Raw genomic sequence first — 24,715 nt, forward strand, 5'->3', positions numbered from 1 at the left:
GCTGCATAAATTTATTAATTTATTTCGTTGCGGTTAACAACCAGCCCGTGACGCCTTCTTCTAACGCAATTTCAGTCGCATTCAAGTTCAATCCGTGTGTTTTGAATTCTGACGTTAACTGCTCAATGTCTTTTTCCGACAGCGCAACATTGGCCTGTTCTTGAATTCGTTTTTGTTGGCCATTCAGTTGTTCATAATGAAAGCCTAGAAAACGACGAATATCAGTTAAGTGCTTACTATCCAAATTATTGAATACCGTTTGAATGCGGCCTTCTACTTCATCTAGCCAAACTTTATGGCCCGCACTATTAAACTGCTTTCTTAAAGTTTGAATAATCCACATGACGCTATTGCGCTGCACACGATAGATTTTGTATTCCTGAAAGCCTTTGTCACCAAGTTGAGGAATCGCCTGTTCAGCCAGTGTAAGAATCACTTCTGTTAAAGGGAAAACGGGGGTGTGATTGAGCAAGTGGTCGATAAATTCAGCGCCCGCACGACACTCCTCAGTAATGGCACTATTTGAATTATGGCAAACAGCACCGAACACGCCGCCTTTTTTTAGCACCCGGTTAATTTCTGTTATAGACTTTTTACTATCAGAATATTCAAAACCAAACTGGCTAACCACCGCGTCCAGTGAGCCGTCCTCGAACTTAAGCTGCTCTGCCGGCATGTCACTATGAAAGGTTATTTTTTCCAGTTTTTTGGCAATAGCGGGTTGCTGTTGGAACTGTTGAACAGGATCAATTGAAGCGGCATCGGCAGCTTCTATTTTGAAGCTTTTGTTCTCGGCGTCACTAACTTCTGTTGCAAGTAAAGCCAGACCGCCATTACCACAACCGAGATCTAAAATTCGGGAGCCTTTGTTTAGGTCTGAAAGTAATGACTGCCAGGTTTTATGTACCGTACCTCTATAGCCTTCATTACTTTCGCCTTCAGCGAAACTGTTAAGAACACCCGGAGAATTCCAGTATTGATTCCAATGATCCATTATTACCTCTTTACGTGAAATGAATTGTGTTAATAAAGTGTATTAATGATACCTGAAACTAGGGGGGAGGGGCTAATTGAGGTTTCGAAGTTTTAGTCTATAGATTACAAAAGGAGAGTCTATTGATCAGCGAGTTTTTTACTGAGTTAGGCTAAACTCCAGGAAAACGACTTCTTCTACGTATTATGGTTTTTATCCCTAAAAATGAGCAGGAAACTCACTATAATGTTCTTTTAATCACAAAAAATCCTTATCTCGTCTGGCTTCCTTACCATCAGTCTTATTATGCGATGGAAAAGGGACTGCAGGTGCAGCACGAGCCAAAGGTGGTATTGATAAGCCAACGGAAGGATCTGGCCAGCTCGCTAAGTACCACCTTTAAAGAGTTTAAAGTCAGCTTTAAGCATTTAACGACTACCAATGAGTTAAGTTCCGATGCGGAAAGTATCGACTGGCTTATTTATGATGCTGTGGGAGAAAGAGAATCGTTTGAAGAGACTTTCGAGCGGATAACTTTCTTTAATGCTGAAAATTATGCTGTCCTGGGCCACTTTAATCATCAGCATCAATTGCAGTATGACAATAAAAAACTGCTGTTTATCCCGTTTCAGTTGTTGCCCGACGATATTCTAAGCCTGACAGAGTTGATTCAGGAGTCCCGTTCGCAGCGTGTTTTCACCCATGTCTTTCCCATCAAGAATGTTGGGCGTATTGAGCTTTTACCCGTGCAGGATGTGTTGTGGATAAAGGGGGCCGGAAACTACGTTGAAGTTTATACAGAAGACGATAAATATTTACATCGCACCACATTGCATACCTTGGTTAAGCAGTTAGATACCACAAAATTTGCACGCATCCACCGTTCGACCATTGTTAACCTGTTAAAGATAAAGGAACTTAGCAGTGAGCTGGGGCGCTTTACACTGGTTCAGTTAACCGACGGAACCGAACTTAAGATAGGGCATGCTTACCGCAATAATCTGTTCGAGCAGCTAGGCGTTTCTGCATCGCTCTAATTAAATCTCACTAAACCTTAACTAGAACTGGCCGATAACAAAGTATGAACGAAACTAATTAAGGTAAGTGCTATGCTTTATCGGTTTATCGCCATTATGGCGCTCTGTACACTGATATTTTTTCCTCTTAGAGGACAAGCCCATGTATCTAATCCACATGAAGTCATCGCGGATGATTTGGCCGCACAATTAGCAGAGCAGCTGAGTGCTAAAATGAGAGAGTACCCTCAATCTCAGTTGGGAGTCACTCGCTGGGTTTTAGCCGAAAGCCTGACACAACCGGAACAAGGCGATTCGTTATATGATTTAAGTCATCAGTTGAGCGAAGGGATATACGCACACCTTGAAGAGCGAAACGTTGCATTGGTTGAGTTCAGATCTCAGAGCTATGTCAGTCTGAGTCAAACCGGGGCTCTGGCATTAAGCCGGGACGCTGATAATCTCAACGACGAACCAAACTTAGACTGGATTTTAGTCGGAACGCTGTCTCGTAAAGACGGGGGCGCGATGGTGAATCTACGGGTTGTCGATCGTCGCAGTCAACAAGTATTGGCTGCTGCCAATCGGTATGTTCCTAAACACCTATATTGGCCAAATAAGCAGGCTGAGTTGGTCAATGGCCGTTTGCAGCGCAATTAAGAGGTTTTGATGATGAAATTATTCGTAGCCACATTACTGACAGTAACCTTATCAACCGCCTGCACAATTTTACCGGCTAAGCAGGCTGCTCATCAGCCAGAAGAACAAGAGCCAACACCTTATCAGCAACCTTATAGTGCCAGCTTTACAGCAGCACTCGCACAGCAATTGGTGGATAACGCCAGTATTGAAACGAAAGATGCGAAAGTGGGTGTGACTCACATGGTCGGTGTTACCAGTCAGTACGATAAGAGCTCGGCATTAAGTCAGGTTTTGTCAGAACAACTGATGCTGGAGCTACATCGTCGGGACTGGAACGTTATGGATTTTAAAACGACCGACTTTATTCGGGTAACCGAGAGCGGTGACTTTGCGTTAACGCGCGACTACCTGGAACTGGATGAAATTATGCCTATTTCGCATGTTGTGGTGGGAACACTTTCAAACCATCGCAACGGAGTGATGGTTAACACGCGGTTAGTTGATATTAACTCTAAAAGCGTCGCCAGTGTTGCTCAGGTATTTATTCCTGATGCTGTGATTCGCCAGTTAGATGAGAATGACGGGCAACCGGTTCTTAGAAAATCCCCATAAGGGTACGGCCTGACGAAATAGCGTCAGGCCGCTCATTGTTTATCGCAATTCAGGTTTCAGTAGTGACAGAAATTCGCGGATCCTTTCAGCGTTCTTACCCACATCGCTGCGACCCACTCGCGATTTACTGCGAATATCCAGCGCGCTGCCATCTGCGGTTCCACGCACACGAATCACCACGTCGTCTTTAAAGCCAAACCAAGTGGTCGTTGCTGTAGCTTCTATACGGCCTTCCGTTTCTGAACTCTCGACTAACTCCCAGCCCATTTTATCCACGGCGACTAAAGCTGCTGAAAATAACTCATCCGGTGACTCTAAAGACTCGAACGTTGTCAGCTCCGGGTAAGCTTTACGCTGCTGCTTAGCGGTGTCTTCGCCAGCGTATTCTACTGGGTTGGACGCATCAGCGCGTAGCGGGGCAATAGCAATAAACTCAGGTGGGTTCTGGGTATCTGTCGAAATGTCGTGGATTGCGGGTACATTCTGTGCTTTCAGATACTGACTGAAAGGCATATAGAAAGCAAAGCCTCCGGCAATAATGGCTAACCCACTGAGGCCGGCAACAAGGCCCTGCGGTCGACGAATTAAATACCAAATAATATTCAGAACGAAGGCCGCAGCACCAATATACGCAGCCCAGCGAAGCAATAAAAACGCCGTGCCAAGCTCCGCTGTCCCGCTTTTGTATAAAGGCCCTGCAACCGCCAGTAACAAAACAGACAAAAAGCCCAGGATAATAAACAGACCGTGTAATGCTTTCATAAAGTTATCCTCAGAATAATGTTGCCTGATATTACGTCACTATACCGGTTTTGGGTCAATGAGAATTTATTGATCGTGGACCGATAACGAACAACGATAGGGTCCAAACTCTAAATACATGGCTTGTAATCGTTCGAAATTTGTCTCGCTTTAATAATGATCCGATCTGACTACAATACTTCTGCATTTTTGACATTTTTGCAACATATGGTTTAGTGTCCTGTTAATAACTGATTTTTCAGCGACGGAGTGACTGTTTTATGAAATCATTGTTTAAACTAGTATTTTTCTCAAGTTTGCTATTTATGGCGAGCTTTGCTTACGGTGAAACTGAAAAAATTCAGTTATTGGCTTGCTATTGCGAACCTGAAGACTTTGCGTTTGAAGCATATAAGGCTGATGAAGGAAAAGTTTATATCTATAATAAGCCTGAGGATGGTGTGAAGGCCTTTCAGGTAATAAAAGATCGTGAAGACGGAAAGCCTTCTGTTGATGTTATTGAAATTAACAACCCCGACCAGCAAGTGGTATCGGCATTAACCTCTGTGTTAAAAGTAATTCCTAAAGTTAAAACAACTCAAGAGGCCGGTGACTTTGACTCCCTGAAAGGTATGGAGTCGGTGCTTGACTTAGCGGGACGGTTAAGAGCGCAGGGCCAGTTAAGTCTCGAGATTAGCAAAGCAACGCAGTCGACGATCAGAGCAGACATTCAGTTTCTATTGTCTCGGGCTCGATACGCAGGACAAGTTTCTCAGTTGTTGGTAGGAAAGGTTAAAAAAGGAAAGCGCATAACATTTGAAGATGGTAGTTATGCTCTTTTAGTATTATCTGATGCGATTATATATGATTACGACGAGGTGGATCTGAAGTTTGAAATACTCCGCCTCATGGATTCTGAAGATCGTTTGGTTGGTGAAACAAAAATGTTCTATAGAGATCATCAATTTTCAGGGAATGAAGACTATATTAACCATTACAAAAACTTAATGTCCCAAATCGGTTTTTCGGTCAGTATTGACTGTACTACAAGTGATGAAGCGTCTATATCGTGCGAGGGCGAGAGTTGCACCGTTGCTTATCACAAATCCTCGTGCTGAATGCAGTAGCTTGCTATTTTTGTCTCTTAAAGTAAACGCCTTGTTCAGTCTTTGAGTAGAGGCTGAGCAAGAAACCTCCTACAGCGTCATTTTCGTTTAATTAAAAACTCACTTACTAATCCGTCCTATTGACCACATCGTTATTCAATCTCCTTATCGTACTATCACAAAATTCTAACCTTAGTGATTTTAATGTAGCAGAACCTGCAGAGTGCCTTCCAAGGGAACTATACAATTTCGATTTTTTAGGTTAATAAAATGTTGTAATTGTAAATATAATGTAGTCTACTTCTAGGTAAGGCTATTATTAAAAGGCCTTGCCGTTTGAGCGGAGACTTTCATTTTTCGCCTTAGGCTATACAACTAAAATAAGATAAATTCAGGGAGACTGAACATGAACGAACAGTCATTATTGGCTCGCTCTATCAGAAACATTTTGATGGCGGGTGTTGGCTCTGCACTTTTAGCAGTACCAGCGATGGCTCAGCAGGCAGATGTTACTTCGGGTTCTGAAGAAGAAGTCGTTAACTCTGCATCAGAGCAACGTCAAGCTGAGAATCAGGACGTTGAAAAAATTCAGGTAACAGGTTCACGCATTGCGCGTATCGGCGCAAGCGCGCCATCACCGGTTACCGTTATTAGTGGTGATGACCTGGTTGAAACCGGCGCTATGAACATTGGTGAGGTGCTGAGTCGCTTACCAGCATTGGCAACCACCTTTACTTTGGCTAACTCCGGTCGCTTTATCGGTACTGCCGGTATCAGCTCGCTAAACCTTCGTAACATGGGAACTGACCGTACCTTGGTGTTAGTGGATGGCAAACGCCATGTAGCGTCAACTCCAGGTTCGTCTGCGGTAGATACCAACACAATCCCTAGTGCGTGGATTGAACGAGTTGAGATTATCACCGGTGGTGCTTCAGCCGTTTATGGTGCTGACGCAGTAACGGGTGTTGTTAACTTCATCCTGAAGAAAAACATTGAAGGGTTAGATGTTTCGGCGACTCGCGGTTACGCTGAAAACAGTGACTACAGCAACGAAAAGTATACGTTCTCGTACGGTACTAACTTTGCTGGCGGTCGCGGTAACATTGCATTCTCAGCTGAGTACAATGCTCAGGAATCGTTGAATGCTTTAGATAATCCCTGGACTGCAACTTCATATGCTGGTTTTGCCTGGGATACGCTTTATGAACCGCGTACTGCCGATCAAATGGATGATCCGGCATATCCTGACGTAGTAACGCTTCCTAACGCGGGTTATTACGCAATTTCAACAGCAGGTACAACATGGAACCCGTTCACAGGCGGCGTACTTGGTACGTTTAACCCTGATGGCAGTTATCGCGATGTTTACACCGGAGATGTTGTTGATCCGTCTGCTTTATACTGTCAGGACTGTGATTACATTAACTTGCGTCAATTCAGTGAGGTTCAGCCGGAATTTTCACGCGTAAATTACAACGTTAAAGGTAATTACGAAATCAACAATGACATGAACTTCTACTACGACGCTAAATACGTTAAGAGTGAAGGTCAGAACATTGGTCAGCCATTCTTCCGCTTCTTTGCACTTGGGGCAGCAGCAGACAACTACCCCTACGCATTTAAGCGTGATAACGCATTTTTGCCTGAAGGCTTGGCAAATCAAATGGACGAACTTGGCGTTCCGTTCCTTGGTTTGAGCCGGATGTATAACGATGCAGGCCGACGTATTGAAGAAAACACGCGTGAAACTACTCGTGCAGTCACTGGTTTAGAGGGAATGTTAAACCAAGACTGGTCATATGATGTTTCATTAGTTTGGGGCAAATCTGAAATTGAACGTGTTAATGGTGCTAACGTTATTCTTCAGAATATGGAATGGGCACTGGATGCGGTTGATGATGGTAACGGTAATATCGTCTGTCGTAGCGAAGAAGCCCAGGCTGATGGTTGTGCACCTTACAACCCGTTTGGACAGGGTATGGCCAGCGATGCGGCTCAAGATTACGTAACCACCACATCTATTGGTACGTCTGAAATTGAGCAAGTGGTATTTAATGCCACATTCAGCAACTCATTCTTATACGAATTACCTGCAGGCTTCATCGGCTTCGCTGGTGGTGTTGAGTATCGTGATGAGTCAAGCGTAACCGTAGAAGACGATTTCGCAAAAACAGGCGCGACTTTCTTTAACGCGCTAGGTGAAACCGACGGTTCTTATGATGTGTCAGAAATCTTTGGTGAGGTAACGGTTCCGTTACTGGCGAATGCGCCACTGGTTCAACAATTGAACCTGGATGCTGCGGTACGTTATGCAGACTACTCGACCATTGGTGGTGCGACCGCATGGAAACTGGGCTTAGACTGGACAATCAACGATGAGTTACGCTCGCGCTTTACTTATTCTGAAGCGATTCGTGCACCAAACATTGATGAGCTGTTCTCTGGCCAAAGCCAGTCATTCGCTGACGTTGACGATCCTTGTAAAGTCTCGAATCTGGCTGACCAAACTGCAGACAGTCGTGCTCAACGTGAAGCGAATTGTGCTGCGTTAGGTGTGCCTGCTGGTTTTGACTCGGCTTATGACTCGGCGACACTAGAAACCTTAGTTGGCGGCAACCCTGACTTGATGGAAGAGACATCTGAATCTATTACCGCCGGTATTGTCTACTCGCCATCTTGGTTTGAAGGTTTCAGTGCCACAGTTGACTACTGGGAAATTGATATTGAAGACACCATCAGTAGCATTGGATTCCAGACCGTTCTGGATCGCTGTGTTGATGCTGAATCTGTCAATAACCAGTTCTGTGATCTGGTAACTCGTGACCCTGCGACAGGCGAAATCACTCTAATCCGCGGTTTTGCACTTAACATTGCACGTTCACTGAATTCTGGTGTTGACTTCGAAATGAGCTATGACTTCGAAGCGTTGGGTGGTCAGTTTAATACGAACTTAATTGGTACGAAACTGATTGAAGCAAAAGACTTTCCTTTCGCGGACGAGCCTGAAAACTTCACCGACTACGCGGGTGTTATAGGTGACCAGGAGCTTCAAATCCAGTTTAACGTCAACTATTCGATTGATAACTGGGCGTTTGGCACGCGGACTCGTTTCTTAGATGGAGTTGACCTTTATACGCCAACCTCTTTAGAGAATAACCCGAACCCAAGTAACTATATGGAATATGGTAGCTATGCTGTAACTGACGTAACTGCTGGCTATACCTTCGATAATGGTCTGGGTTTGACGTTAGGTGTTGATAACTTCTTCAACCGAGGATTACCAGGTACTACTACAGGTACTGGAGCAGGCTCTGCAATTTACGACAACATTGGTCGTTTTGCGTACTTGCGTGCATCATTTAACTTCTAATTTATATATTTCTTCCCTGGAACGATAGAGATGTAGAAAATTGGAGTTAAGTAAGTAAAGCCCTTCTATTTTTAGAAGGGCTTTTTATTTTGGATCGCAAGAGTAAGTTCGGAGGCATGTGTGTCTGGGTCATGCAGCCTCATATTAGGCTAATTGTCGATGCGGTTATTTAAAAATCAACGGGTGGAGCTTACTCCGTTGCAATTATCAGCGATAATTTAAACTATTGAGTTGCCAGTTATAATTAACGTAGCGGATGGAAATTTCCTGATTGAGTTGTTCTTTCTCTTCAGCGGTGTTGGCTAAAGCATCGTCATAATGACGCATGTAGTCACGGATATTGCCAAAATCCTCACTATACCAATCAAAAATCCTGGATAAATAAAGACCTTTTTCATCTACACCATTTGTATCGCGGTCACTTAAAAAGGTCAGCATTTGATCTTCTAATTGTGAGTCGAGCTTTTCTGCAGTAAAAGCCTCTGCCCGAAGTTTAGGACAACTGACGGCTGCACAGACAAGTGCTGCGTGTATACGTGGTTCATCAAAATCTACGCGGATTTTTTCGTGCTCAACCCAGTCTAGCGTGCGCTTCTTGCCCAGCAAGGTGAAAAACGCTCGCTCCCAGGGGCTGGTAAAAAGGCCGCCTAAATCTCGTATGGACTCGGCATTGCCAGATTCAAACTGAGCGATATTGTCGATAATTAATTGTAAGGTGAAGGCGTTATAAGCGTTGATTAAGAAGCTTAACTGTTGGTTTTGAGTCCAGTTTTGATATTGGGCTTGCTCAACCTGAGATAGCGATGTTAAGTAGCCATCAAGCCTCTGTCTGTCTTGACTTAGCTGTTTGTAATCAACGGCTGACTTTAAGTTATTGTCATAGACAACAACATACTTTTCTAAAACTTTGTTGAAGGCGTTGTGTGCATGATCAAATGACTGCGCGAACGCAGCCATCTGAAAGCATAAGCCAAAAATAGCCAGTGTTAATCGCATTGTCTTTTCACCTTAAAAACTTAACTTAGTGTCGTAGTCGCGTAATAGAAATAACGCGATACAAGCAGCCAACATAGGCCAGGCGGCAAAAAACAATAAGTTACTAAAGGCATCTATATACTGGGGGAAAGACGATAATGTCGATACACCATGCAATACCAGAATGATACCGTAAGTGATGGTTTTCCATAGGCCTAACAAAAATGCCAGGCATAGTAGCACTTGGGTGGCGCCTAAAACGGCGGCAATGGTTGCAGAAAGTCCGCTAATACCATAAAAACCTTCGAATACGACGGCAGTGTGTCCGGGGTTAACAAACTTATCCAACGCCCACACAAACATGACGATAAAAATGCCGACCCGCAGCACCAGGAGTGCCCACGGGAGTTTTTGTTCAAGTGATTTTTCCATTATTTTATCCTAAGCGAACTTCTTAAAGGGTTTGTCGATGGGTGTGTCAGCAACGGCATTAGTGTAATTACTCATGGTTTTTTGACTAATACCTAAAATCACTTCCAACACTTGACGGTTGCCATAGCCCGCATCAAAAAAGTCTTTCAAGTCGGTTTCAGACACTTGGCCGCGTTTTTCCAGCATAGCCTCAGTAAATAGTCTCAGTGCCTGTAACTTACTATCACTAAGGGAAGCCCCCTTTTTTAACTGCTCAGTAATCGAATCATCGGCTCCCATCTGTTTTGCAATGGCAGTGTGTGCGGGTACACAATAGTGGCAGCTGTGATAAATATTTATCGTTTGCCAAACCACAGTAAGCTCATTCTCATTGAAGCTACTGTTCACAAAAAGCTCGTGCTCTTGCTGGTAAGCTTCAAGAATTCCAGGGGCTTCGGCCATAACGGCGTGTAAGTTCGGTACCATACCGAAGGCTTTTTCCGACGCGTCTAGCAGCTTTTTACTGCTCTCCGGTGCTGACTCTTTATCATGCAGTTTAAAATCGCTCATAGTGGCTCCTGTCCGTTAAAGTTGTGATTTTTAATATAGAATAAAAACTCAAAAATAAAAGCGAGTAACGGCAACTCCCCTGTTTTGGTAATAAGGACAGGTGTTTTGTTGTGTGGTGATGCACGGTAGGCTACGAATGATTTTTGCTACGATAATTAGCAGGAGAAACTCCTGTATTCTTTTTGAAGAATCGGCTGAAGGCTGTAGCTGATTGATAACCGAGTTGATCTGCAATTAAATCTAGCGCTAGCTGTGACTCATTGAGCAGCTTACACGCTCTTTGAAGTCGAAGTTGGTCGATCAGCTTTTTGGGTGTTAGACCGGTTTTCTTTATGCATCGTTCGGCAAAGGCACTGACGGACAAATAAGCCTGTTCGGCTAGGTGTTCTACTGACCAATCTGCCCCAGGATCTGCAATGACGGCAATAACAACGGAGCGCAGCTGTTTGTCGTTAAGTGCGGCGAGAGGGCCGCTGAGCTTCTCACCCTGACCGATAACCTGCCTTAGTAAATGAAGCGCAAGTACATCACTTAATCGACTAATGACGGTTTGGTAACCTGGGGACTGTTCTGTTGTTTCTGCCCTAATGAGTTCAATGATGTGAGAGAGTTGCTGAGACTGGTTTCCTTGTTTCAGAACCAGCCAGCTTGGAAGTAACTGAAATAAGGTATCGTTTGCGCCGGGCGCTGAATTGACATCATAACAAACAACACCCGCTTGCTGATGACGTTGCTGACAGTATTTAGGGATGTCAGACTGATTAACATCGGATGGTATTTGGGTTTCACTTAAAAAATGCGAAACGCCTTTGTTAACAAAGATAATGTCGGACGTATTTAATTTTATTGGTGCAATAGAAGAGTCCGGAACTCCAAACCAGCAGACGCCCTTGGTCACAATATGGAACGCAACTTTTTCAGGGCTTTTTGCCATCAAAGTCCAGTCTCCGCAAAGACCAGATTCGAAGTGAAGCTCGGTACCTTGTGCGACTTGCTCTAGTAGTTCGTTTAGGGCTTTCGTTGTTTGAGTTGTGTGTTCTGTTGTTTTTGTCATTCCGTTATCAATTCAATTAGTTGATACTAACTATTATGCTTAATGGCCGCCAGGAGTAAACATTTAGCGGTTTTGCTATTGATTCTGGTGACTTAATAGAGAAAAAACGATCTTATTGTTAATTAAAGGCGTAATCGACTGGCGCGGCTAATAAAAAGCTTTTCGTACTGTTTGCTAAAGACACTGTGTTAATAAGGAAAACAAGAATGAAAAAATGGTTGTGGCTCGGGTTGTTACCTTTAACGGCGGTTGCACAAGAAAAGCCCATGGAAGTAATTGAGGTGATTGGTCGCGATGACGGTAGCGTGGTCTTACCGTCGGAAGAAGAAACCGACGGTTTATTCGGTCTGGCCGAAAGCTTGCAGGACATTCCGCGCGCTGCCACCGCAATTAGTGGTTCCTTAATGGAAGAAGCCGCAATTAATGACTTACATGATATTGCGCGTTTCGCACCCAACAGTTTTGCCGCCGCTGGCTTTGGTAACCCATCATTACCCACAATCCGTGGTCAGCTGGGTGAGCTCTATGAAGCCGGTATGCGCCGTCAGGCCGGCAATAATGGCCTGGGAATTCCTATGTCATTTAACGCCATTGAAAGTATCGCTGTGGTTAAAGGCGCGCCGCCGGTTATGCTGGGTACTTCGCAACGTGTCGGAGGCTTTGTGAATCTGCAGCCTAAGACCGCCCGCGTGACGGAGTCAGACTCGACATTAAAAGCACAGTTTGGCGAATGGAGTCAGCACCGCTTGCAGCTTGATCACAACTGGGTGTTAGAAGACAACGAACAGGGTCTGCGCATTAGCGCTGAGTATGTGGAGGAAGACAGCTTTTACGATTACCACCATCATCGCAGTGACGATATTCTGGTGGCTTATAAATTTGCCCCGAACGATGACACACAGTTGGATGTCTCGCTCGAGTACTACGATGTCGAGTGGACGGATAATGCCGGTATCAACCGGCCAACGCAGAATCTCATAGACAATAACTTATACATTACCGGGCAGGGTGTTCAGCCTAATGGTTCCCGGGTTCCGGGGGCCGGCGCGGTTGTCAGTCCAACCGGAGAGGTGGAAATTGATCGCAGCACCACACTGACCGATCCTCAGGATACGAATACCGCTGAAACAACGTTACTGCATGCGAAACTTCAGCATTGGCTGAACGACGATATGGTTCTGGTTAACCGAACCTACTACCAATACCTGACTCGCGAAGGCATTAACCAGAATAGTTTTGTCGAGATTATTGATGACGCGCATACTTTCGAAAACCGTACCGAACTTCACATTAATAAGAAAACAGTGGTGGGTGTGAATTTACGCGTTAACGATGTGCTTGGTTATAGCCAGTTTACGACTGAGGCGGATAACCCTATAGACTTAACCGGACCGCTCAGTAACCGCCGAATCCCTTTAACCAGTGAGCAGCAAGCGCGTTTAATTGAGCTACGACCCGGGTTATTTGTGTCGCCGGGTGGACAGTACGATCTTGACGGTGATGGAGCCGGTGACTTCAATTTGTCGGACACCACCGATTCAACCAGTTACCAATGGGGCGTTTTCGCTCAACACGAGTTGGAGATTACAGACAAGTGGCGCATTACCGGTGGAGTAAGAGCCGATTACTATGATGTAGAAGCTGAAGATCCTATCGCTCCGCAGGGTGTTGAAGCGGCTAATGATACCTATACTGACTGGTTGACGGCAGTTAGTTTATCAACTCAGTACAACTGGACGCCTGAGCTTACGTTTTATGCTACAGCTTATGAAAGTGACTCGACATCAAACTCGATGGCCGGAGGCACTGTGCTTAATGCTTCCGGCGACATTGACGCGCAAAACTTCGCGACAGAGAATTCGCTTTATGAACTGGGCGTGAAATACGCTCCGAGTGATACGCGCTGGTACGCCGACGCCGTGGTTTTTGACCAAAAACGCAGTCTGCGAAATCGCGATGGCTCTAATAGCGGTATTCGCACCGAGGGTTTTGAAACTCAGTGGCATTACAGTCATGAAGCGGGTTACTGGTTAACTCTCGCGGCTAGCTATATTGATGCGCGCTGGGACGATTCGGCTGCCTCACAGGGAACAGGTCAGGTTGCCGATGTGTTTGACGACTCTCGGCCCGATATTATAGATGGTACGGGGGTAGGCTCTCCGAGCTTTACTTTGTTCCCGGCTTCTAATCAGCAATTGCAGGGTATTCCGGAAGTGCAGGCGTCGGCTGTTGCCGGCTGGCAAATTACGTCTAAGTGGTCAGTTGGAGGCGATTTCAGCTATACCAAGCACTATCCGTTGGATTATCTACAGACCGTATTTATACGTGATCAGCATACCTTAAACCTGAACGCGCGGTATCGGTTTACCCCGCAGTTAAGCGCACGTATTGATGTGTTTAATGCAACCGATCAGGATAACTGGTCTCCGGTATTTGAAGGCGGCTATTTTGGTGCAACCCTGGCGTTTCCATCGCAGCCAAGACATGCCCGTTTAAGCGTTAATTACAGATTTTAAGGAAGCCTTATGTCAGCCAAGAAGCTGTTGCTATTACTCGTTATTATTACGCTGTTTGTCAGTGCATTTGCGTTCGACTTAACGCAATATTTGTCACTGGACGTATTAAAAGAAAAGCAGCAGCAGCTTAATCAGCTTTTCGTTGATTACCCCTTTACTGTCTTTGCAATTTATTTTGTTATTTATGTGGTGACAACGGCGTTATCACTGCCCGGCGCGACTATTTTGACGCTGGGGGCTGGTGCTATATTCGGGCTCGGCTGGGGCTTACTTCTGGCAAGTTTTGCTGCGTCTTTTGGTGCCTTTCTGGCTTTTTTAAGCGCCCGCTTTATTTTGCATGACTGGGTGCAGGAAAGATTCGGTGATCGTCTAACCGCTATCAACCGCGGAATGGAGCGAGACGGCGCGTTTTACTTACTGAGTCTGCGTCTGGTTCCGCTGTTCCCGTTCTTCGTTATTAATCTGGTTATGGGCCTGACCAAAATCAAGGCGTGGACTTTTTACTGGGTCAGTCAAGTGGGCATGCTACTGGGTACTGCTGTGTACGTTAATGCAGGAACCCAACTGGCCCAGATATCCAGTCTGGGGGATGTTGTTTCTGCAGACTTAATTGGTGCCTTTGTTTTACTGGGCATATTCCCGCTAATTGCTAAAGCTGTACTGGCCTTTTTGAAACGTCGTAAGGCATTTAAAGGTTATAAAAAGCCCAGCTCTTTTGACAACAACATGGTGGTTATTGGTGCCGGTTCAGCTGGGTTAGTCAGTGCTTACATAGCGTCAGCGGTAAAAGCAAAGGTTACGTTAATAGAAAAGCATAAAATGGGCGGCGACTGCCTTAATACCGGGTGTGTGCCCTCCAAGGCTTTGTTGCACGTAGCGGAGCTCGCTCACAACGCACGCAATGCCTCTCGTGTCGGTGTGAATGTTGGCGAGGTGTCGGTCGATTTTAAACAAGTGATGCAGCAAGTGAAGTCGGTCATTAAGGACATTGAACCGCACGACTCGGTTGAACGTTATACCAAGCTGGGTGTGGATGTCGAGCAAGGAGAAGCACGCATTGTCTCGCCCTGGGAAGTCGACGTAACCAGCGATGTCGACGGTAAGAAAGAAACAAAGCGTATTACCACCCGCAGTATTATTATTGCGACTGGAGCTAAGCCGTTAGTACCCAAATTTGAAGGCTTGGATAAAGTTGATTATTTAACGTCGGATACGCTATGGGAGTTAGAAGAGCTGCCTAAACGCTTATTGGTACTGGGGGGCGGGCCCATTGGCTGCGAATTGTCACAAGCGTTTCAGCGTTTAGGCTCTCAAGTCACTCAGGTGGAAATGGCTGATCGGCTTATGGGTCCGGAAGACGACGATACAGCCAGACTGCTGAGCGAGCGTTTAAATGCTGAAGGTATCGATATTAAATTGAACCATAAGGCGCTACGATTCGAGCAACACGATGGCGAATCGATTCTAATTGCTGAGCATGAGGGGCAGGAGACTCAGTTGCCGTTCGACAAAGTGATTATTGCACTGGGTCGGCAACCTAATATCTCCGGCTTTGGGTTAGAGGAACTGGGGGTACAGACCAATAAAACAGTCAGTACCAATGAACTGCTTCAGACTAACTTCCCAAACATATACGCCTGTGGTGATGTTGCCGGGCCTTACCAGTTTACCCATGTGGCATCGCATCAGGCCTGGTATGCTTCAGTGAACGCGTTATTTGACCCCTTTAAGACATTCCGTGCTGACTATTCTGTTATCCCCTGGGTGACTTATACGTCACCTCAGGTAGCCAATGTGGGCCTAACTGAGCAGCAGGCCGAGAAAGCCGGTACGGCGTACGAGGTGACTGAATACGACATTGGCGATTTGGACCGTGCTATTGCTGATGATAATGCTTTTGGTCGGGTGAAAGTGCTGACCAAACCTGGTAAAGATCAATTGCTGGGTGTGAACATCGTCGGACCGCAAGCCGGAGAGTTGCTGGCAGAATATGTGCTGGCAATGAAACACGGCATTGGCCTGAATAAAATACTGGGAACGATACACAGCTATCCGACACTGGCAGAAGCCAATAAATACGTTGCCGGAGAGTGGAAGCGCGCCAACGCCCCGCAGAAGCTGCTAACATGGGTTGAGAAGTTTCATCGCTGGCGCCGGAGTTGAAATGCGTTTTATAGCAGCCATCAGTTTATTGTTAGCGACCCTTTGTTTTGCCTTACCGCTAAAAGCGAGTGAGGTGAACTTTTATGCCTGGGGTGGCTCGCCGGAAGTAAACAATTACTTACGTTGGGCTCAGAAAGAACTCAGAGCTGAAGGCATTCAACTTCGCCACAATAAAGTGGCCGATGCATCTGAAGTGGTTAAGCAATTAATTGATGGACGCTCCAATGCTGACATTATCTGGGTAAACGGCGAGAACTTTCACGCGTTGAAAAAAGCCGGAGCCTTACGTCCCATCGCCGATGAAATTAAAGCGCTAAATAACATCAGCCCTGAACTTAACTGGCAGAGTGACTTTGGCGAACCGGTTGATGGACTGGAAGTGCCCTGGGGTGTCGGGCAGTTTAATCTTATTAGCCGCCCTGGGCTTTTCAGCCAAAAAGCAGTGAGTGCCGAGGCTTTACTGGACGCTGCGTGGGAAAATAAAGGCCGTATCAGCTATCCTAAACCGCCGGACTTTCATGGCACCACCTTCTTAAAATCACTGTTGTTGTCATTGCATCCACAACAGAGTGAAGTTTTTCAGCAGCCCGTGAAGACAGCCAATGCAAAAAAGCTGACTGAGCCATTATGGGACTATCTGAACAAACTGCATCCCTTATTATGGCAGCAGGGTGAAAGCTTCCCGTCGTCAGCCGGTGAACAAATTTCTTATCTGGCAAATGGGCAACTACTGATGGCCGTCAGTTTTAATCCCAATGATTACAAAACCCTGGTAAACCATGGGCGCTTGCCAGCGGGCGTTCAGCGCCATACATTGTCAGATAAAGCCATAACCAATAACCATTATCTGGCCATTCCGGTCAGCTCGAATAATGCCGAAGCCGCAAAAGCCGTTATCGAATTCCTGCTGTCTGAAAAAGCTCAGCAAAGAAAAGCCGATACCAACCGCTGGGGCGATCCGTCCGTTTTAAAACGCACGCAAAAAGGTGATAAAAGCTCTGCTTTATTAGCGCCTACCGATGATTTTCATGCCAGCTGGCAGAGTTACCTGGAGCAGGAATGGTCCGCACGTTATCAATAACAGTCTGGTTATTGCTGATTCTTCTGCCGGTTGGCAGCGGTGTGCTTGTTCTGTTGTTGACATCATTTGATACGAAAGCAGGGGTTAGCTTAGCGGTCTTTAGTGACCTATTACTGGATTACGAATCGATACTGTCGAGCTTTTTGCTGGCAATTGTGGCGCCTCTGGTAGCCTGCTATCTGGCACTGTGGATGGCTCCCGGGCTATTACGGAAGCCGCGTTTGCAGCAGCTTTTGTCTCCTTTATTGTCTATTCCGCATGTAGCTTTTGCGGTTGGCTTTATGTTGTTAATGAGCCCTTCCGGATGGCTGATTCGGTTGGTTGAGACCATGACCGGACTTTTCCCGACGCCTCCGGCAGGCTGGCCTTTACCAGAAAAGTCGTTAGTGACCGTGATGGTGGTTTTGATAGTAAAAGAGTTGCCGTTTTTGTTACTGATGATATCGGCTCAGTTAAAACAGTTACCCGTTAACTCCTGGCTGATCCGAGCGCAAAGTTATGGTTATAGCAACCGTCAGGCCTGGTGGCGTATCGTTACGCCGGAATTACTGCGGCGACTGACACTTCCGATGGCGGCAGTCATCATCTACTCATTATCTGTGGTAGACATTCCGCTTCTGGTTGGTAATAACACGCCGGGTTTGCTGGCACAGAGGGTGTATGAATGGACTTTTCAGTTCTCCGTCGAGAGTCAGGTTAAAGCGATAACCGGTGCCTGGATTTTACTGGCAATGGCTTTGCTGTTATTGCTAATGAACTCTGGCCATTCTGCACTTTATCGTCGGCTGGCACTGAATAAAAAAGTGATTAGGCCGGGAAGATTCAATTCGACGAGAGCCGGAGGTTATGCTTGGCTGATTCTGGCGGCCCTCTCATTAGGGGTTCTTGTTGTTCTAATTTTGCAGAGTCTGTCATCGCATTGGTTTTATCCGTCTCTTTGGCCTGCGTCTTTGAGCCTGGAGCGCTGGCAAACAGAGTCGCATTATTTATTTGAGCCTGCTACTCATAGTTTATGGTTGGCTATACTCAGTGCTGTTATCGGTACCGTGGCTGCCATTGTTTTACTGCAAAGACAGAGACAAAAAGCGAGACAGTCTTTTTACTGGCCTGTGCTGATGGCTTTATTTGTTCCGCAGGTGCCTCTGGTATTGGGTTGGCAACAGGCGCTTGGAGAGCAGCTCACAGATGGTTGGCTGTTGTGGTGGGTCTGTTGGTCCCACACAGTTTATACACTGCCTTATGCGTATTTGGTTTTGCACGGAGCGTATACCCGCTTCAACGGTCAATGGTTAGTTCGCGCTCAAAGCCTCGGCTACTCTGCACGGGGAGCCTGGTGGAGAGTTATGCTGCCAATGTTAAAGCAACCTATAGCCGTGGCTTTTGCGGTCGCTTTTTCAGTCAGTATCGCCCAGTATCTGACAACGCAATGGTTGGGGCAGGGCTTAACACCCACTTTAACCACTGAAGCTGTTAGTGTTGCCAGTGGTGGCGATTGGCGTATGGGGAGCCTTTATGCCTTGTTACAGACGTTGCTGCCATTGGTGGTGTTCATTTTGGTCGGACTGATCAGGACAAAAAGCTATGCTGAATATTCGTAACCTGACTATTGAAAGGTTAACCGGTGGCGGTGCAGAGCCACTGCTCAGCCTGAAAGAGTTGACAATAAAGAAGTCCGAAATTGTGACGTTAATGGGTCCAAGCGGGACGGGTAAATCAACTTTCCTGCGGTGGCTTTTAGGTGAATCATTGCCGAACTTTCGTATTCAGGGGCAGTTAGGCTTAAACGGTGAGGATATCAGTGAGCACTCAATTGCCAAGCGCCAATTAGGGATGTTGTTTCAAAAAGGTGGTTTGTTCCCTCATTTAACCATAGAGGAAAACTGTTATTTTGCACAAAAGCCAAGATCAGCATTAACCCGTAAACAACAAAAAGAAAAAGCCCTGGAAATGCTAAAAGCCTTGGGCCTGGAAGATAAATGGACAGCGTATCCGGAGAGTTTAAGTGGCGGGCAATATGCCCGAACGGCCTTGTTGTGCTCATTGTTGGCAGAGCCACGGGCGATGCTGTTAGATGAGCCGTTCTCATCCTTAGATGCCAGTTTGCGTGAAGAGGTCAGGCAGTGGACTTTTGCACAGTTACAAAGAAAAGAGGTACCGACCTTGTTAGTGACTCATGATCGTGCGGATGCTTTTGGGCGGGTACTCGAAGTGAAAGATTCTGAGGTAACAGGAGAAACTGAGAATGTTTGATCCTAAGCTGCTACCGATAACCCGCAAAGTCGTGGATATTCCGGCTCGCTTTTTGGTTCGTTTGGGGGTTAGTGCAGATCAGGTTACTGTAGCGGGTTTTCTTATCGGTTTGCTGGCTGTGCCTTTGTTGGCACTTGAATACTACACGGCGGCATTGGTCGTTATTTTACTGAATCGTTTAGCAGACGGTCTGGACGGAGCAGTGGCGAGGCGCACGCAATTAACCGATGCTGGTGGCTTCCTTGATATTGTGCTCGACTTTATTTTTTATAGCGCTGTAGCCTTCGGTTTTTTACTGGCTGCGCCAGAGCAAAATGCAATAGCGGCCGGGGTCTTGCTTGTTACTTTTATGGGAACCGGTGCGACCTTTTTGGCTTTTGCTAGTGTGGCCGGCAAGCGTGGCATTGAAAATCCGGCGTACCCTAATAAATCTCTGCATTATATGGGTGGTTTAACTGAGGGTTTTGAAACCATTCTGGCGTTTGTGGTGTTTTGTCTGTGGCCGCAGCACTTTGCTGTTCTGGCTTATGTCTTTGCTGTGGCATGCTGGATTACGGCGATAACACGTATCATCGCCGGTTACCGAACACTGAAACAGCCGGTGACATCGGGGCGCTCAAATGTCTGAAGTCACATGGCGTCTAAGCGTCTTTATTGGTGTTTTACTGGTTATGGCTTTGTGGGAGTTTCTTTCTCCAAAACGAAAGCCCCGGTACAGTCGTAAACAACGTTGGCCTGCTAATCTGGCTATTGTTGCGGTTGATACCGTGTTGCTGAGAATGATTGCACCTATCGGTCTAACGGGAGTTGCCGTGTGGGCGAGCGAAAAGGAGTGGGGGCTGTTTCATTATTTCAGCAGGGCAACAGACAATGAACTGCCGTTTGGGTTAGTTTTTCTGGCAAGCCTTGTGGTGCTGGACATTGTTCTTTATTGGCAACACCGACTGTTTCATCGCATTCCTGTTTTATGGCGGATGCATCGGGTGCACCATGCCGACCCCGATTTTGATGTGACCACGGGTTTACGCTTTCATCCTGCAGAAATTGTTCTCAGCTTTTTTATCAAAGCCGCAGCCATTCTCGCGTTAGGTGCACCGGCACTGGCGGTTGTTGTGTTCGAAGTAATTCTCAACGCCTGCTCCTTGTTTAATCATGGCAATGTCGCATTGCCGAAACCTCTGGAGCGAGCTGTCCGTAAGGTGCTGATTACCCAGGAGTTACACCGAATTCATCACAGTGTGGAGAAGGAAGAGACCAACAGCAACTACGGCTTTAGTGTCAGTTGGTGGGATCATCTGTTTGGCAGTTTTACCGCAAAACCCCGATCGGGTTCTGACCAAATAGACATTGGTTTAACAGAGTACCGAGATGCCAGTATCACGACCAGACTCTGGGGGCTGTTAAAAATTCCTTTCCGTAACTAGCCTGCGGCTTCAGACTTACCTTGCCTTACCCAATAAACTTTGCTATCAACGCTTACACTGTATGTTAAGAGATTGTGAAGATTATGGATCGGCGACAAATAGCGATTCGAAATAACGTTCGGATCCGCGGAGATGGGAGTAAGACACTACTCTTTGCTCATGGCTTCGGCTGTGAGCAGCGTATTTGGGAGCCGGTTATTAAAGCACTTCCGGAAGGTTACAAGATAGTGACCTTTGATTATGTCGGCTGTGGGGAGTCTGACTTCAGCAATTACCTCAGTAAACGGTATCAATCACTTGAAGGTTACGCACAAGACCTTATTGAAATTGTCCAAACCCTTGGTCTAACTGATATTACTTTGATTGCACACTCGGTTAGTGGAAGCATCGCCTCTCTCGCTTACCCGGAGCTTGCCGAAAAAGTCACAAAAATTGTCATGTTAAATCCGTCCCCGCGCTACATTCATGATTTACCCTCTTATGAGAGTGGCTTTAGTCGCAGCGATGTTGATGAGCTTATGGTTTTGATGGAGCAGAACTTTTTTCAATGGGCTGAATATATGAGCCCTAAGGTTATGGAGAACAATGATAACCCAAAACTGGCTGATACTTTAGAAAATTACTTTATTGCCGGTGATGCCCAGTTAACCCGTAATTTTGCTAAAGCAACGTTCTATTCTGATGTGCGGGATACCTTACCCAACCTCAAATGTCCGATACTCATTTTACAAGCTAAAGCGGATATTGTTGTACCACTGCAAGTATCAGAGTATATGGCGAAAAAGCTGTCTTTAGCTAAGCTTGTGGTTATGGATGCTCGTGGGCATTACCCACAACTTAGCGCACCGCAATTAGTGGCGCAGCACATTAATGAATTTGTTTAGACGGTAGATGGAATGGCGGACTATGGAAAGGGGCAGTGGCCGGTTTTGGCATTGGAATGCAAACTTGAGCAGCTTATTGTTACAGAGGTTACTGAGCGACTTTGCCTGTGCCTTCAGCTCACTCCGAAAGATATGGTCGGCAAAGCGCTGGATGAATTATTAACGCCGGCATCAAAGCTCTACTTTCTAGCCGCAATTGAACCTAATCTAAGGCGGGGCAAAGACTGCGAACAAGTGACGCTCTACTTAAAAGCGGCCGGAGGCTCCTGCATGTTTATAGTAAATGCGGTTGCCGGTAATGGAAACCGTTTTTCTCTTATTTTAGTTCAGGCCGACCGACACTTAACCTTAGAAAGGCAACTGATTCTTGAGCGTGATCAGACGCAAGAACTTAACCGGGAATTGGAGCGTAGAGAAAAAGAACTGCTGGAGCAAAGGGAGCGTAAATCCGAGTTGCTAAGCCGAATGGAATCGGTCAGTTCGGAGTTATTGCAAACGGAGAAACTGGCTGCTTTGGGTCAGTTAGCGGCCGGTATTGCTCATGAGATTAACAACCCTATTGGCTATATACGCTCAAATCTGAACACGTTAAGTCAGTATAGCCAGCAACTATTGGAATTAGTGAATGAGAACCCGGTTATTACCGATGAGCAAAGAGCGTCTGCTAATTTGTCTTTTTTACAGCAAGATTTGCGGTCTTTACTCAATGAAACCAGTGAAGGCGTGCAACGCATTACTCAGATAACCAAAGCCCTTACTCAGTTTACGCGCAGTTCAGGGCTACAGGACTGGTGTGACATTCACAAGCAAATTGATACGACGTTACAAGTCATGCGTGGCGAGCTACGGAGTAAAGTGGATGTTAACCGAAACTATCTTCCGGATTTACCGCTTGTGTATTGTGACCCCGCCAAGGTCAATCAGGTTCTGATGAATGTCCTGCTAAACGCTATAGATGCAATTGAGCGTTTTGGCGTTATTCGCATAACCACAAAATACAATCACGAACAAGTTGAAGTGATTATTGAAGACAACGGTTGTGGCATGAGCAAAGAGACCGTAAAAAAATCACTTGAACCTTTTTATACTACAAAGGCAGAGGGAGAGGGAACGGGTCTCGGTTTGTCAATTAGTTACAGCATTATGATAAGCCTTGGCGGAAATTTGACGATATCCAGCCAGTTAGGCGAGGGAACTCGAATTTATCTGACCTTTCCCGTACCAGTAAATAACTTAGAGAATGAGAATGGAATATAGTTGGTTACGTCTGGTTGCCCGCAGCTATTGGCGCTCTTTAACTCTGGCGTGCTTGTTGTGGGGGAGTATCGGCTGCTTCGTTATTAGTGTGGGTTTGGTCAGCGTGAGTTTCCGTATGTCGTTAGTGGACGCTTTATTTTCATTTGGCGTCGGTGCTTTGGGCGCTGTACTCTTGTATCATCGTCGTCTGCGTCTTCTTATTAATCGTCAGCAGGCACTTTGCTGGTTAGTGGCTTTGGCGTGTTTTCTCTTAAGTGGTTGGCAACTGTACTTTGCTTTTCAAACCGATTTGTACATTTTCCCCGGTGTTTTAGCCGCAGTAACAGGAACCGGACTCATTTGTCTGCCTTTTTTCACCGTTTCTAACAGTCAGAAGAACGACGGCAACGGGTTATGGATTATGTTGTTGCTCTATATCCTGGCTGGTATTTGGTGGCTATACGCCTTAAATCAGCCTTTGCACGGCATGAGCATTTTACAGAATTCAGTGCCCGGGATCATTCTGGTCGGACACTTTGTCATGTTAACCCTGTTGTACATCAGTCGAGATGTTATTTTGGACTTCCATGAGCTGACAACACAGCGTGATAAAGCGTTAGAAGGGCTCCACCGTTCAGAGCAACACTATCGTTCCTTGTTCGATCATAACCCCAATGCTGCTTTTTCGCTGGATTTATCCGGCCGTTTTACCGACTTAAATAAGTCGGGCGAAACCTTTCTGGAAAGAAAAAAAGATAAAGTGATAGGCCAGCATTACGAGAATGTGCTGGTTTCAAATGAATTGCCTCGTGTCGCGTTGTTTTTTGACAAAGCCTTAAAGGGCGAGCCAATGCATTATGAAACCATCATACAACGGCACTCTGGCGAAAGACTCAACTTAAGTGTCAGTAATATTCCAATGCAAGAAGATGGCAAAGTGGTTGGTGTATTCGGTATAGCTCAGGATATTACGGCAATTAAGCAAACCTATCATGAACTGGAACAGGTTAACGATGAATTAGAAAATTTTGCAACCGTTGCTTCGCATGACTTACAGGAACCGTTGAGGAAAATTGTCAGCTTTGGTGAGTTACTAAAGCAGTCTCACTTAAAAGAGCAGGAAAGAGATTATCTGGAGCGGATGGTTTCAGCCTCACGTCGTATGCAGCAACTCATTGCAGAGGTACTCGAGCTGGCAAAATTAGGGCGGGACTCCTTACAGCTGGAACCCGTTGATTTGCAAAAAATTGCCAGTCAAGTGCTGGGCGAGCATCAAGCGAAACTCTCTGCTATGGGGGCCCAGGTTGAAATAAATCTTAGGCATGAACTAACAGCAGATGCTAAATTGCTTGCCAGAGTGTTTGAAAACTTGCTGACAAACGCAATGAAGTACGCACGGAAAGACAGAAAGTTGAAAATAGAGTTAAACTCCAGTTCAACGGCTGCCGATAGAGTGACGATTGCATGTTCAGACAACGGTATTGGTATTGAAGCAACTTATCATCAAGCCGTTTTCCGCCCATTCAAGCGGCTGCATTCACGCAGCGAAGTATCCGGCACCGGAATGGGATTAGCTATTATTAAGAAAATCGTCGATTTACATCACGGCGAAGTCAGTTTAACGAGTCATATTGGCCAGGGTTCAACCTTTAAGTTGGTTTTACCGAAGTAACTTTTGCGCTGGGATACCT

The 24,715-nt window shown here is 45.9% G+C and carries 21 protein-coding genes; 15 read left to right on the plus strand and 6 right to left on the minus strand.

The window, feature by feature from the left end; genetic code table 11:
* Positions 1–19: 19 nt before the first annotated feature.
* On the minus strand, positions 20–994 hold the full coding sequence (locus CWI78_RS09720; RefSeq protein WP_126782613.1) for a class I SAM-dependent methyltransferase: 975 nt from the start codon (positions 992–994) through the stop codon (positions 20–22).
* A 308-nt stretch (positions 995–1,302) separates the two neighbouring features.
* Here CWI78_RS09720 and CWI78_RS09725 point away from each other — a divergent pair, with 308 nt between their 5' ends.
* The 3 genes from CWI78_RS09725 (at position 1,303) to CWI78_RS09735 (ending at position 3,243) form a co-directional block, all read left to right on the plus strand.
* On the plus strand, positions 1,303–2,010 hold the full coding sequence (locus CWI78_RS09725; protein WP_157982705.1) for a LytR/AlgR family response regulator transcription factor: 708 nt from the start codon (positions 1,303–1,305) through the stop codon (positions 2,008–2,010).
* Between the two features lie 72 nt (positions 2,011–2,082).
* A complete protein-coding gene (locus CWI78_RS09730; protein WP_126782615.1) occupies positions 2,083–2,649 on the plus strand; it encodes a FlgO family outer membrane protein in 567 nt (188 codons plus the stop codon).
* A gap of 9 nt (positions 2,650–2,658) precedes the next feature.
* Positions 2,659–3,243 (plus strand): FlgO family outer membrane protein, encoded by a 585-nt coding sequence (locus tag CWI78_RS09735; protein WP_244213111.1) that lies wholly within the window; start codon positions 2,659–2,661, stop codon positions 3,241–3,243.
* Positions 3,244–3,282: 39 nt separating this feature from the next.
* On the opposite strand, the gene CWI78_RS09740 is transcribed toward CWI78_RS09735, so the two are convergent.
* Positions 3,283–4,005, minus strand: a complete 723-nt coding sequence (locus CWI78_RS09740) for a DUF1499 domain-containing protein (protein ID WP_126782616.1) — start codon at positions 4,003–4,005, stop codon at positions 3,283–3,285.
* 260 nt (positions 4,006–4,265) lie between these two features.
* On the opposite strand from CWI78_RS09740, the gene CWI78_RS09745 reads away from it, so the two are divergent.
* Together CWI78_RS09745 and CWI78_RS09750 are read left to right on the plus strand one after the other, a co-directional pair.
* Positions 4,266–5,102: a hypothetical protein gene (locus tag CWI78_RS09745; protein ID WP_126782617.1), complete on the plus strand. Its 837-nt coding sequence runs from the start codon at positions 4,266–4,268 to the stop codon at positions 5,100–5,102.
* A 394-nt stretch (positions 5,103–5,496) separates the two neighbouring features.
* Positions 5,497–8,460 carry a TonB-dependent receptor plug domain-containing protein gene (locus CWI78_RS09750; RefSeq protein ID WP_126782618.1) on the plus strand — a complete coding sequence of 988 codons (2,964 nt, stop codon included), beginning with the start codon at positions 5,497–5,499 and terminating at the stop codon, positions 8,458–8,460.
* A gap of 207 nt (positions 8,461–8,667) precedes the next feature.
* On the opposite strand, the gene CWI78_RS09755 is transcribed toward CWI78_RS09750, so the two are convergent.
* The 4 genes from CWI78_RS09755 to CWI78_RS09770 form a co-directional block, all read right to left on the minus strand.
* Complete coding sequence (locus CWI78_RS09755; protein ID WP_126782619.1) at positions 8,668–9,456, minus strand: DUF547 domain-containing protein; 789 nt, start codon at positions 9,454–9,456, stop codon at positions 8,668–8,670.
* 12 nt (positions 9,457–9,468) lie between these two features.
* Positions 9,469–9,867 (minus strand): hypothetical protein, encoded by a 399-nt coding sequence (locus CWI78_RS09760; RefSeq protein ID WP_126782620.1) that lies wholly within the window; start codon positions 9,865–9,867, stop codon positions 9,469–9,471.
* Positions 9,868–9,876: 9 nt separating this feature from the next.
* Positions 9,877–10,416 carry a carboxymuconolactone decarboxylase family protein gene (locus tag CWI78_RS09765; protein WP_126782621.1) on the minus strand — a complete coding sequence of 180 codons (540 nt, stop codon included), beginning with the start codon at positions 10,414–10,416 and terminating at the stop codon, positions 9,877–9,879.
* Between the two features lie 130 nt (positions 10,417–10,546).
* A complete protein-coding gene (locus CWI78_RS09770; RefSeq protein ID WP_126782622.1) occupies positions 10,547–11,470 on the minus strand; it encodes an AraC family transcriptional regulator in 924 nt (307 codons plus the stop codon).
* 206 nt (positions 11,471–11,676) lie between these two features.
* Here CWI78_RS09770 and CWI78_RS09775 point away from each other — a divergent pair, with 206 nt between their 5' ends.
* The 10 genes from CWI78_RS09775 (at position 11,677) to CWI78_RS09820 (ending at position 24,696) form a co-directional block, all read left to right on the plus strand.
* The gene (locus CWI78_RS09775) at positions 11,677–13,986 is read left to right on the plus strand and encodes a TonB-dependent receptor (RefSeq protein WP_126782623.1); all 2,310 of its coding nucleotides are present in this window, start codon (positions 11,677–11,679) and stop codon (positions 13,984–13,986) included.
* Positions 13,987–13,995: 9 nt separating this feature from the next.
* Positions 13,996–16,149 carry an FAD-dependent oxidoreductase gene (locus tag CWI78_RS09780; RefSeq protein ID WP_126782624.1) on the plus strand — a complete coding sequence of 718 codons (2,154 nt, stop codon included), beginning with the start codon at positions 13,996–13,998 and terminating at the stop codon, positions 16,147–16,149.
* A 1-nt stretch (position 16,150) separates the two neighbouring features.
* Positions 16,151–17,230, plus strand: coding sequence for an ABC transporter substrate-binding protein (locus tag CWI78_RS09785; RefSeq protein WP_126782625.1), 1,080 nt, complete (start codon positions 16,151–16,153; stop codon positions 17,228–17,230).
* Positions 17,209–18,828 carry an ABC transporter permease family protein gene (locus tag CWI78_RS09790; RefSeq protein WP_126782626.1) on the plus strand — a complete coding sequence of 540 codons (1,620 nt, stop codon included), beginning with the start codon at positions 17,209–17,211 and terminating at the stop codon, positions 18,826–18,828. Before CWI78_RS09785 ends, CWI78_RS09790 begins: the two co-directional genes overlap by 22 nt.
* Positions 18,812–19,480 carry an ATP-binding cassette domain-containing protein gene (locus tag CWI78_RS09795; protein WP_126782627.1) on the plus strand — a complete coding sequence of 223 codons (669 nt, stop codon included), beginning with the start codon at positions 18,812–18,814 and terminating at the stop codon, positions 19,478–19,480. Before CWI78_RS09790 ends, CWI78_RS09795 begins: the two co-directional genes overlap by 17 nt.
* Positions 19,473–20,108, plus strand: coding sequence for a CDP-alcohol phosphatidyltransferase family protein (locus CWI78_RS09800; protein ID WP_126782628.1), 636 nt, complete (start codon positions 19,473–19,475; stop codon positions 20,106–20,108). Before CWI78_RS09795 ends, CWI78_RS09800 begins: the two co-directional genes overlap by 8 nt.
* Positions 20,101–20,904 (plus strand): sterol desaturase family protein, encoded by an 804-nt coding sequence (locus CWI78_RS09805; protein WP_126782629.1) that lies wholly within the window; start codon positions 20,101–20,103, stop codon positions 20,902–20,904. The genes CWI78_RS09800 and CWI78_RS09805 overlap by 8 nt, the downstream gene beginning before the upstream one ends.
* A gap of 83 nt (positions 20,905–20,987) precedes the next feature.
* Positions 20,988–21,788, plus strand: coding sequence for an alpha/beta fold hydrolase (locus CWI78_RS09810; protein ID WP_126782630.1), 801 nt, complete (start codon positions 20,988–20,990; stop codon positions 21,786–21,788).
* 12 nt (positions 21,789–21,800) lie between these two features.
* On the plus strand, positions 21,801–23,045 hold the full coding sequence (locus tag CWI78_RS09815; protein WP_126782631.1) for a sensor histidine kinase: 1,245 nt from the start codon (positions 21,801–21,803) through the stop codon (positions 23,043–23,045).
* Positions 23,035–24,696 carry a sensor histidine kinase gene (locus CWI78_RS09820; protein WP_167468607.1) on the plus strand — a complete coding sequence of 554 codons (1,662 nt, stop codon included), beginning with the start codon at positions 23,035–23,037 and terminating at the stop codon, positions 24,694–24,696. The genes CWI78_RS09815 and CWI78_RS09820 overlap by 11 nt, the downstream gene beginning before the upstream one ends.
* Positions 24,697–24,715 lie beyond the last annotated feature (19 nt).

Origin of the sequence: Idiomarina ramblicola, assembly GCF_003987255.1 — a bacterium.
Taxonomy (GTDB): Bacteria; Pseudomonadota; Gammaproteobacteria; order Enterobacterales; family Alteromonadaceae; genus Idiomarina; species Idiomarina ramblicola.

What these genes read in the sequence shown, in the direction of transcription:
- CWI78_RS09790 (WP_126782626.1), top strand. Translation starts at nt 17,209, where the DNA reads ATGGTCCGCACGTTATCAATAACAGTCTGGTTATTGCTGATTCTTCTG.
- CWI78_RS09800 (WP_126782628.1), top strand. Translation starts at nt 19,473, where the DNA reads ATGTTTGATCCTAAGCTGCTACCGATAACCCGCAAAGTCGTGGATATT.
- CWI78_RS09820 (WP_167468607.1), top strand. Translation starts at nt 23,035, where the DNA reads ATGGAATATAGTTGGTTACGTCTGGTTGCCCGCAGCTATTGGCGCTCT.
- CWI78_RS09760 (WP_126782620.1), bottom strand. Translation starts at nt 9,867, where the DNA reads ATGGAAAAATCACTTGAACAAAAACTCCCGTGGGCACTCCTGGTGCTG.
- CWI78_RS09765 (WP_126782621.1), bottom strand. Translation starts at nt 10,416, where the DNA reads ATGAGCGATTTTAAACTGCATGATAAAGAGTCAGCACCGGAGAGCAGT.
- CWI78_RS09735 (WP_244213111.1), top strand. Translation starts at nt 2,659, where the DNA reads ATGATGAAATTATTCGTAGCCACATTACTGACAGTAACCTTATCAACC.
- CWI78_RS09730 (WP_126782615.1), top strand. Translation starts at nt 2,083, where the DNA reads ATGCTTTATCGGTTTATCGCCATTATGGCGCTCTGTACACTGATATTT.
- CWI78_RS09750 (WP_126782618.1), top strand. Translation starts at nt 5,497, where the DNA reads ATGAACGAACAGTCATTATTGGCTCGCTCTATCAGAAACATTTTGATG.
- CWI78_RS09755 (WP_126782619.1), bottom strand. Translation starts at nt 9,456, where the DNA reads ATGCGATTAACACTGGCTATTTTTGGCTTATGCTTTCAGATGGCTGCG.
- CWI78_RS09770 (WP_126782622.1), bottom strand. Translation starts at nt 11,470, where the DNA reads ATGACAAAAACAACAGAACACACAACTCAAACAACGAAAGCCCTAAAC.
- CWI78_RS09815 (WP_126782631.1), top strand. Translation starts at nt 21,801, where the DNA reads ATGGCGGACTATGGAAAGGGGCAGTGGCCGGTTTTGGCATTGGAATGC.
- CWI78_RS09780 (WP_126782624.1), top strand. Translation starts at nt 13,996, where the DNA reads ATGTCAGCCAAGAAGCTGTTGCTATTACTCGTTATTATTACGCTGTTT.
- CWI78_RS09785 (WP_126782625.1), top strand. Translation starts at nt 16,151, where the DNA reads ATGCGTTTTATAGCAGCCATCAGTTTATTGTTAGCGACCCTTTGTTTT.
- CWI78_RS09720 (WP_126782613.1), bottom strand. Translation starts at nt 994, where the DNA reads ATGGATCATTGGAATCAATACTGGAATTCTCCGGGTGTTCTTAACAGT.
- CWI78_RS09740 (WP_126782616.1), bottom strand. Translation starts at nt 4,005, where the DNA reads ATGAAAGCATTACACGGTCTGTTTATTATCCTGGGCTTTTTGTCTGTT.
- CWI78_RS09805 (WP_126782629.1), top strand. Translation starts at nt 20,101, where the DNA reads ATGTCTGAAGTCACATGGCGTCTAAGCGTCTTTATTGGTGTTTTACTG.
- CWI78_RS09795 (WP_126782627.1), top strand. Translation starts at nt 18,812, where the DNA reads ATGCTGAATATTCGTAACCTGACTATTGAAAGGTTAACCGGTGGCGGT.
- CWI78_RS09810 (WP_126782630.1), top strand. Translation starts at nt 20,988, where the DNA reads ATGGATCGGCGACAAATAGCGATTCGAAATAACGTTCGGATCCGCGGA.
- CWI78_RS09745 (WP_126782617.1), top strand. Translation starts at nt 4,266, where the DNA reads ATGAAATCATTGTTTAAACTAGTATTTTTCTCAAGTTTGCTATTTATG.
- CWI78_RS09775 (WP_126782623.1), top strand. Translation starts at nt 11,677, where the DNA reads ATGAAAAAATGGTTGTGGCTCGGGTTGTTACCTTTAACGGCGGTTGCA.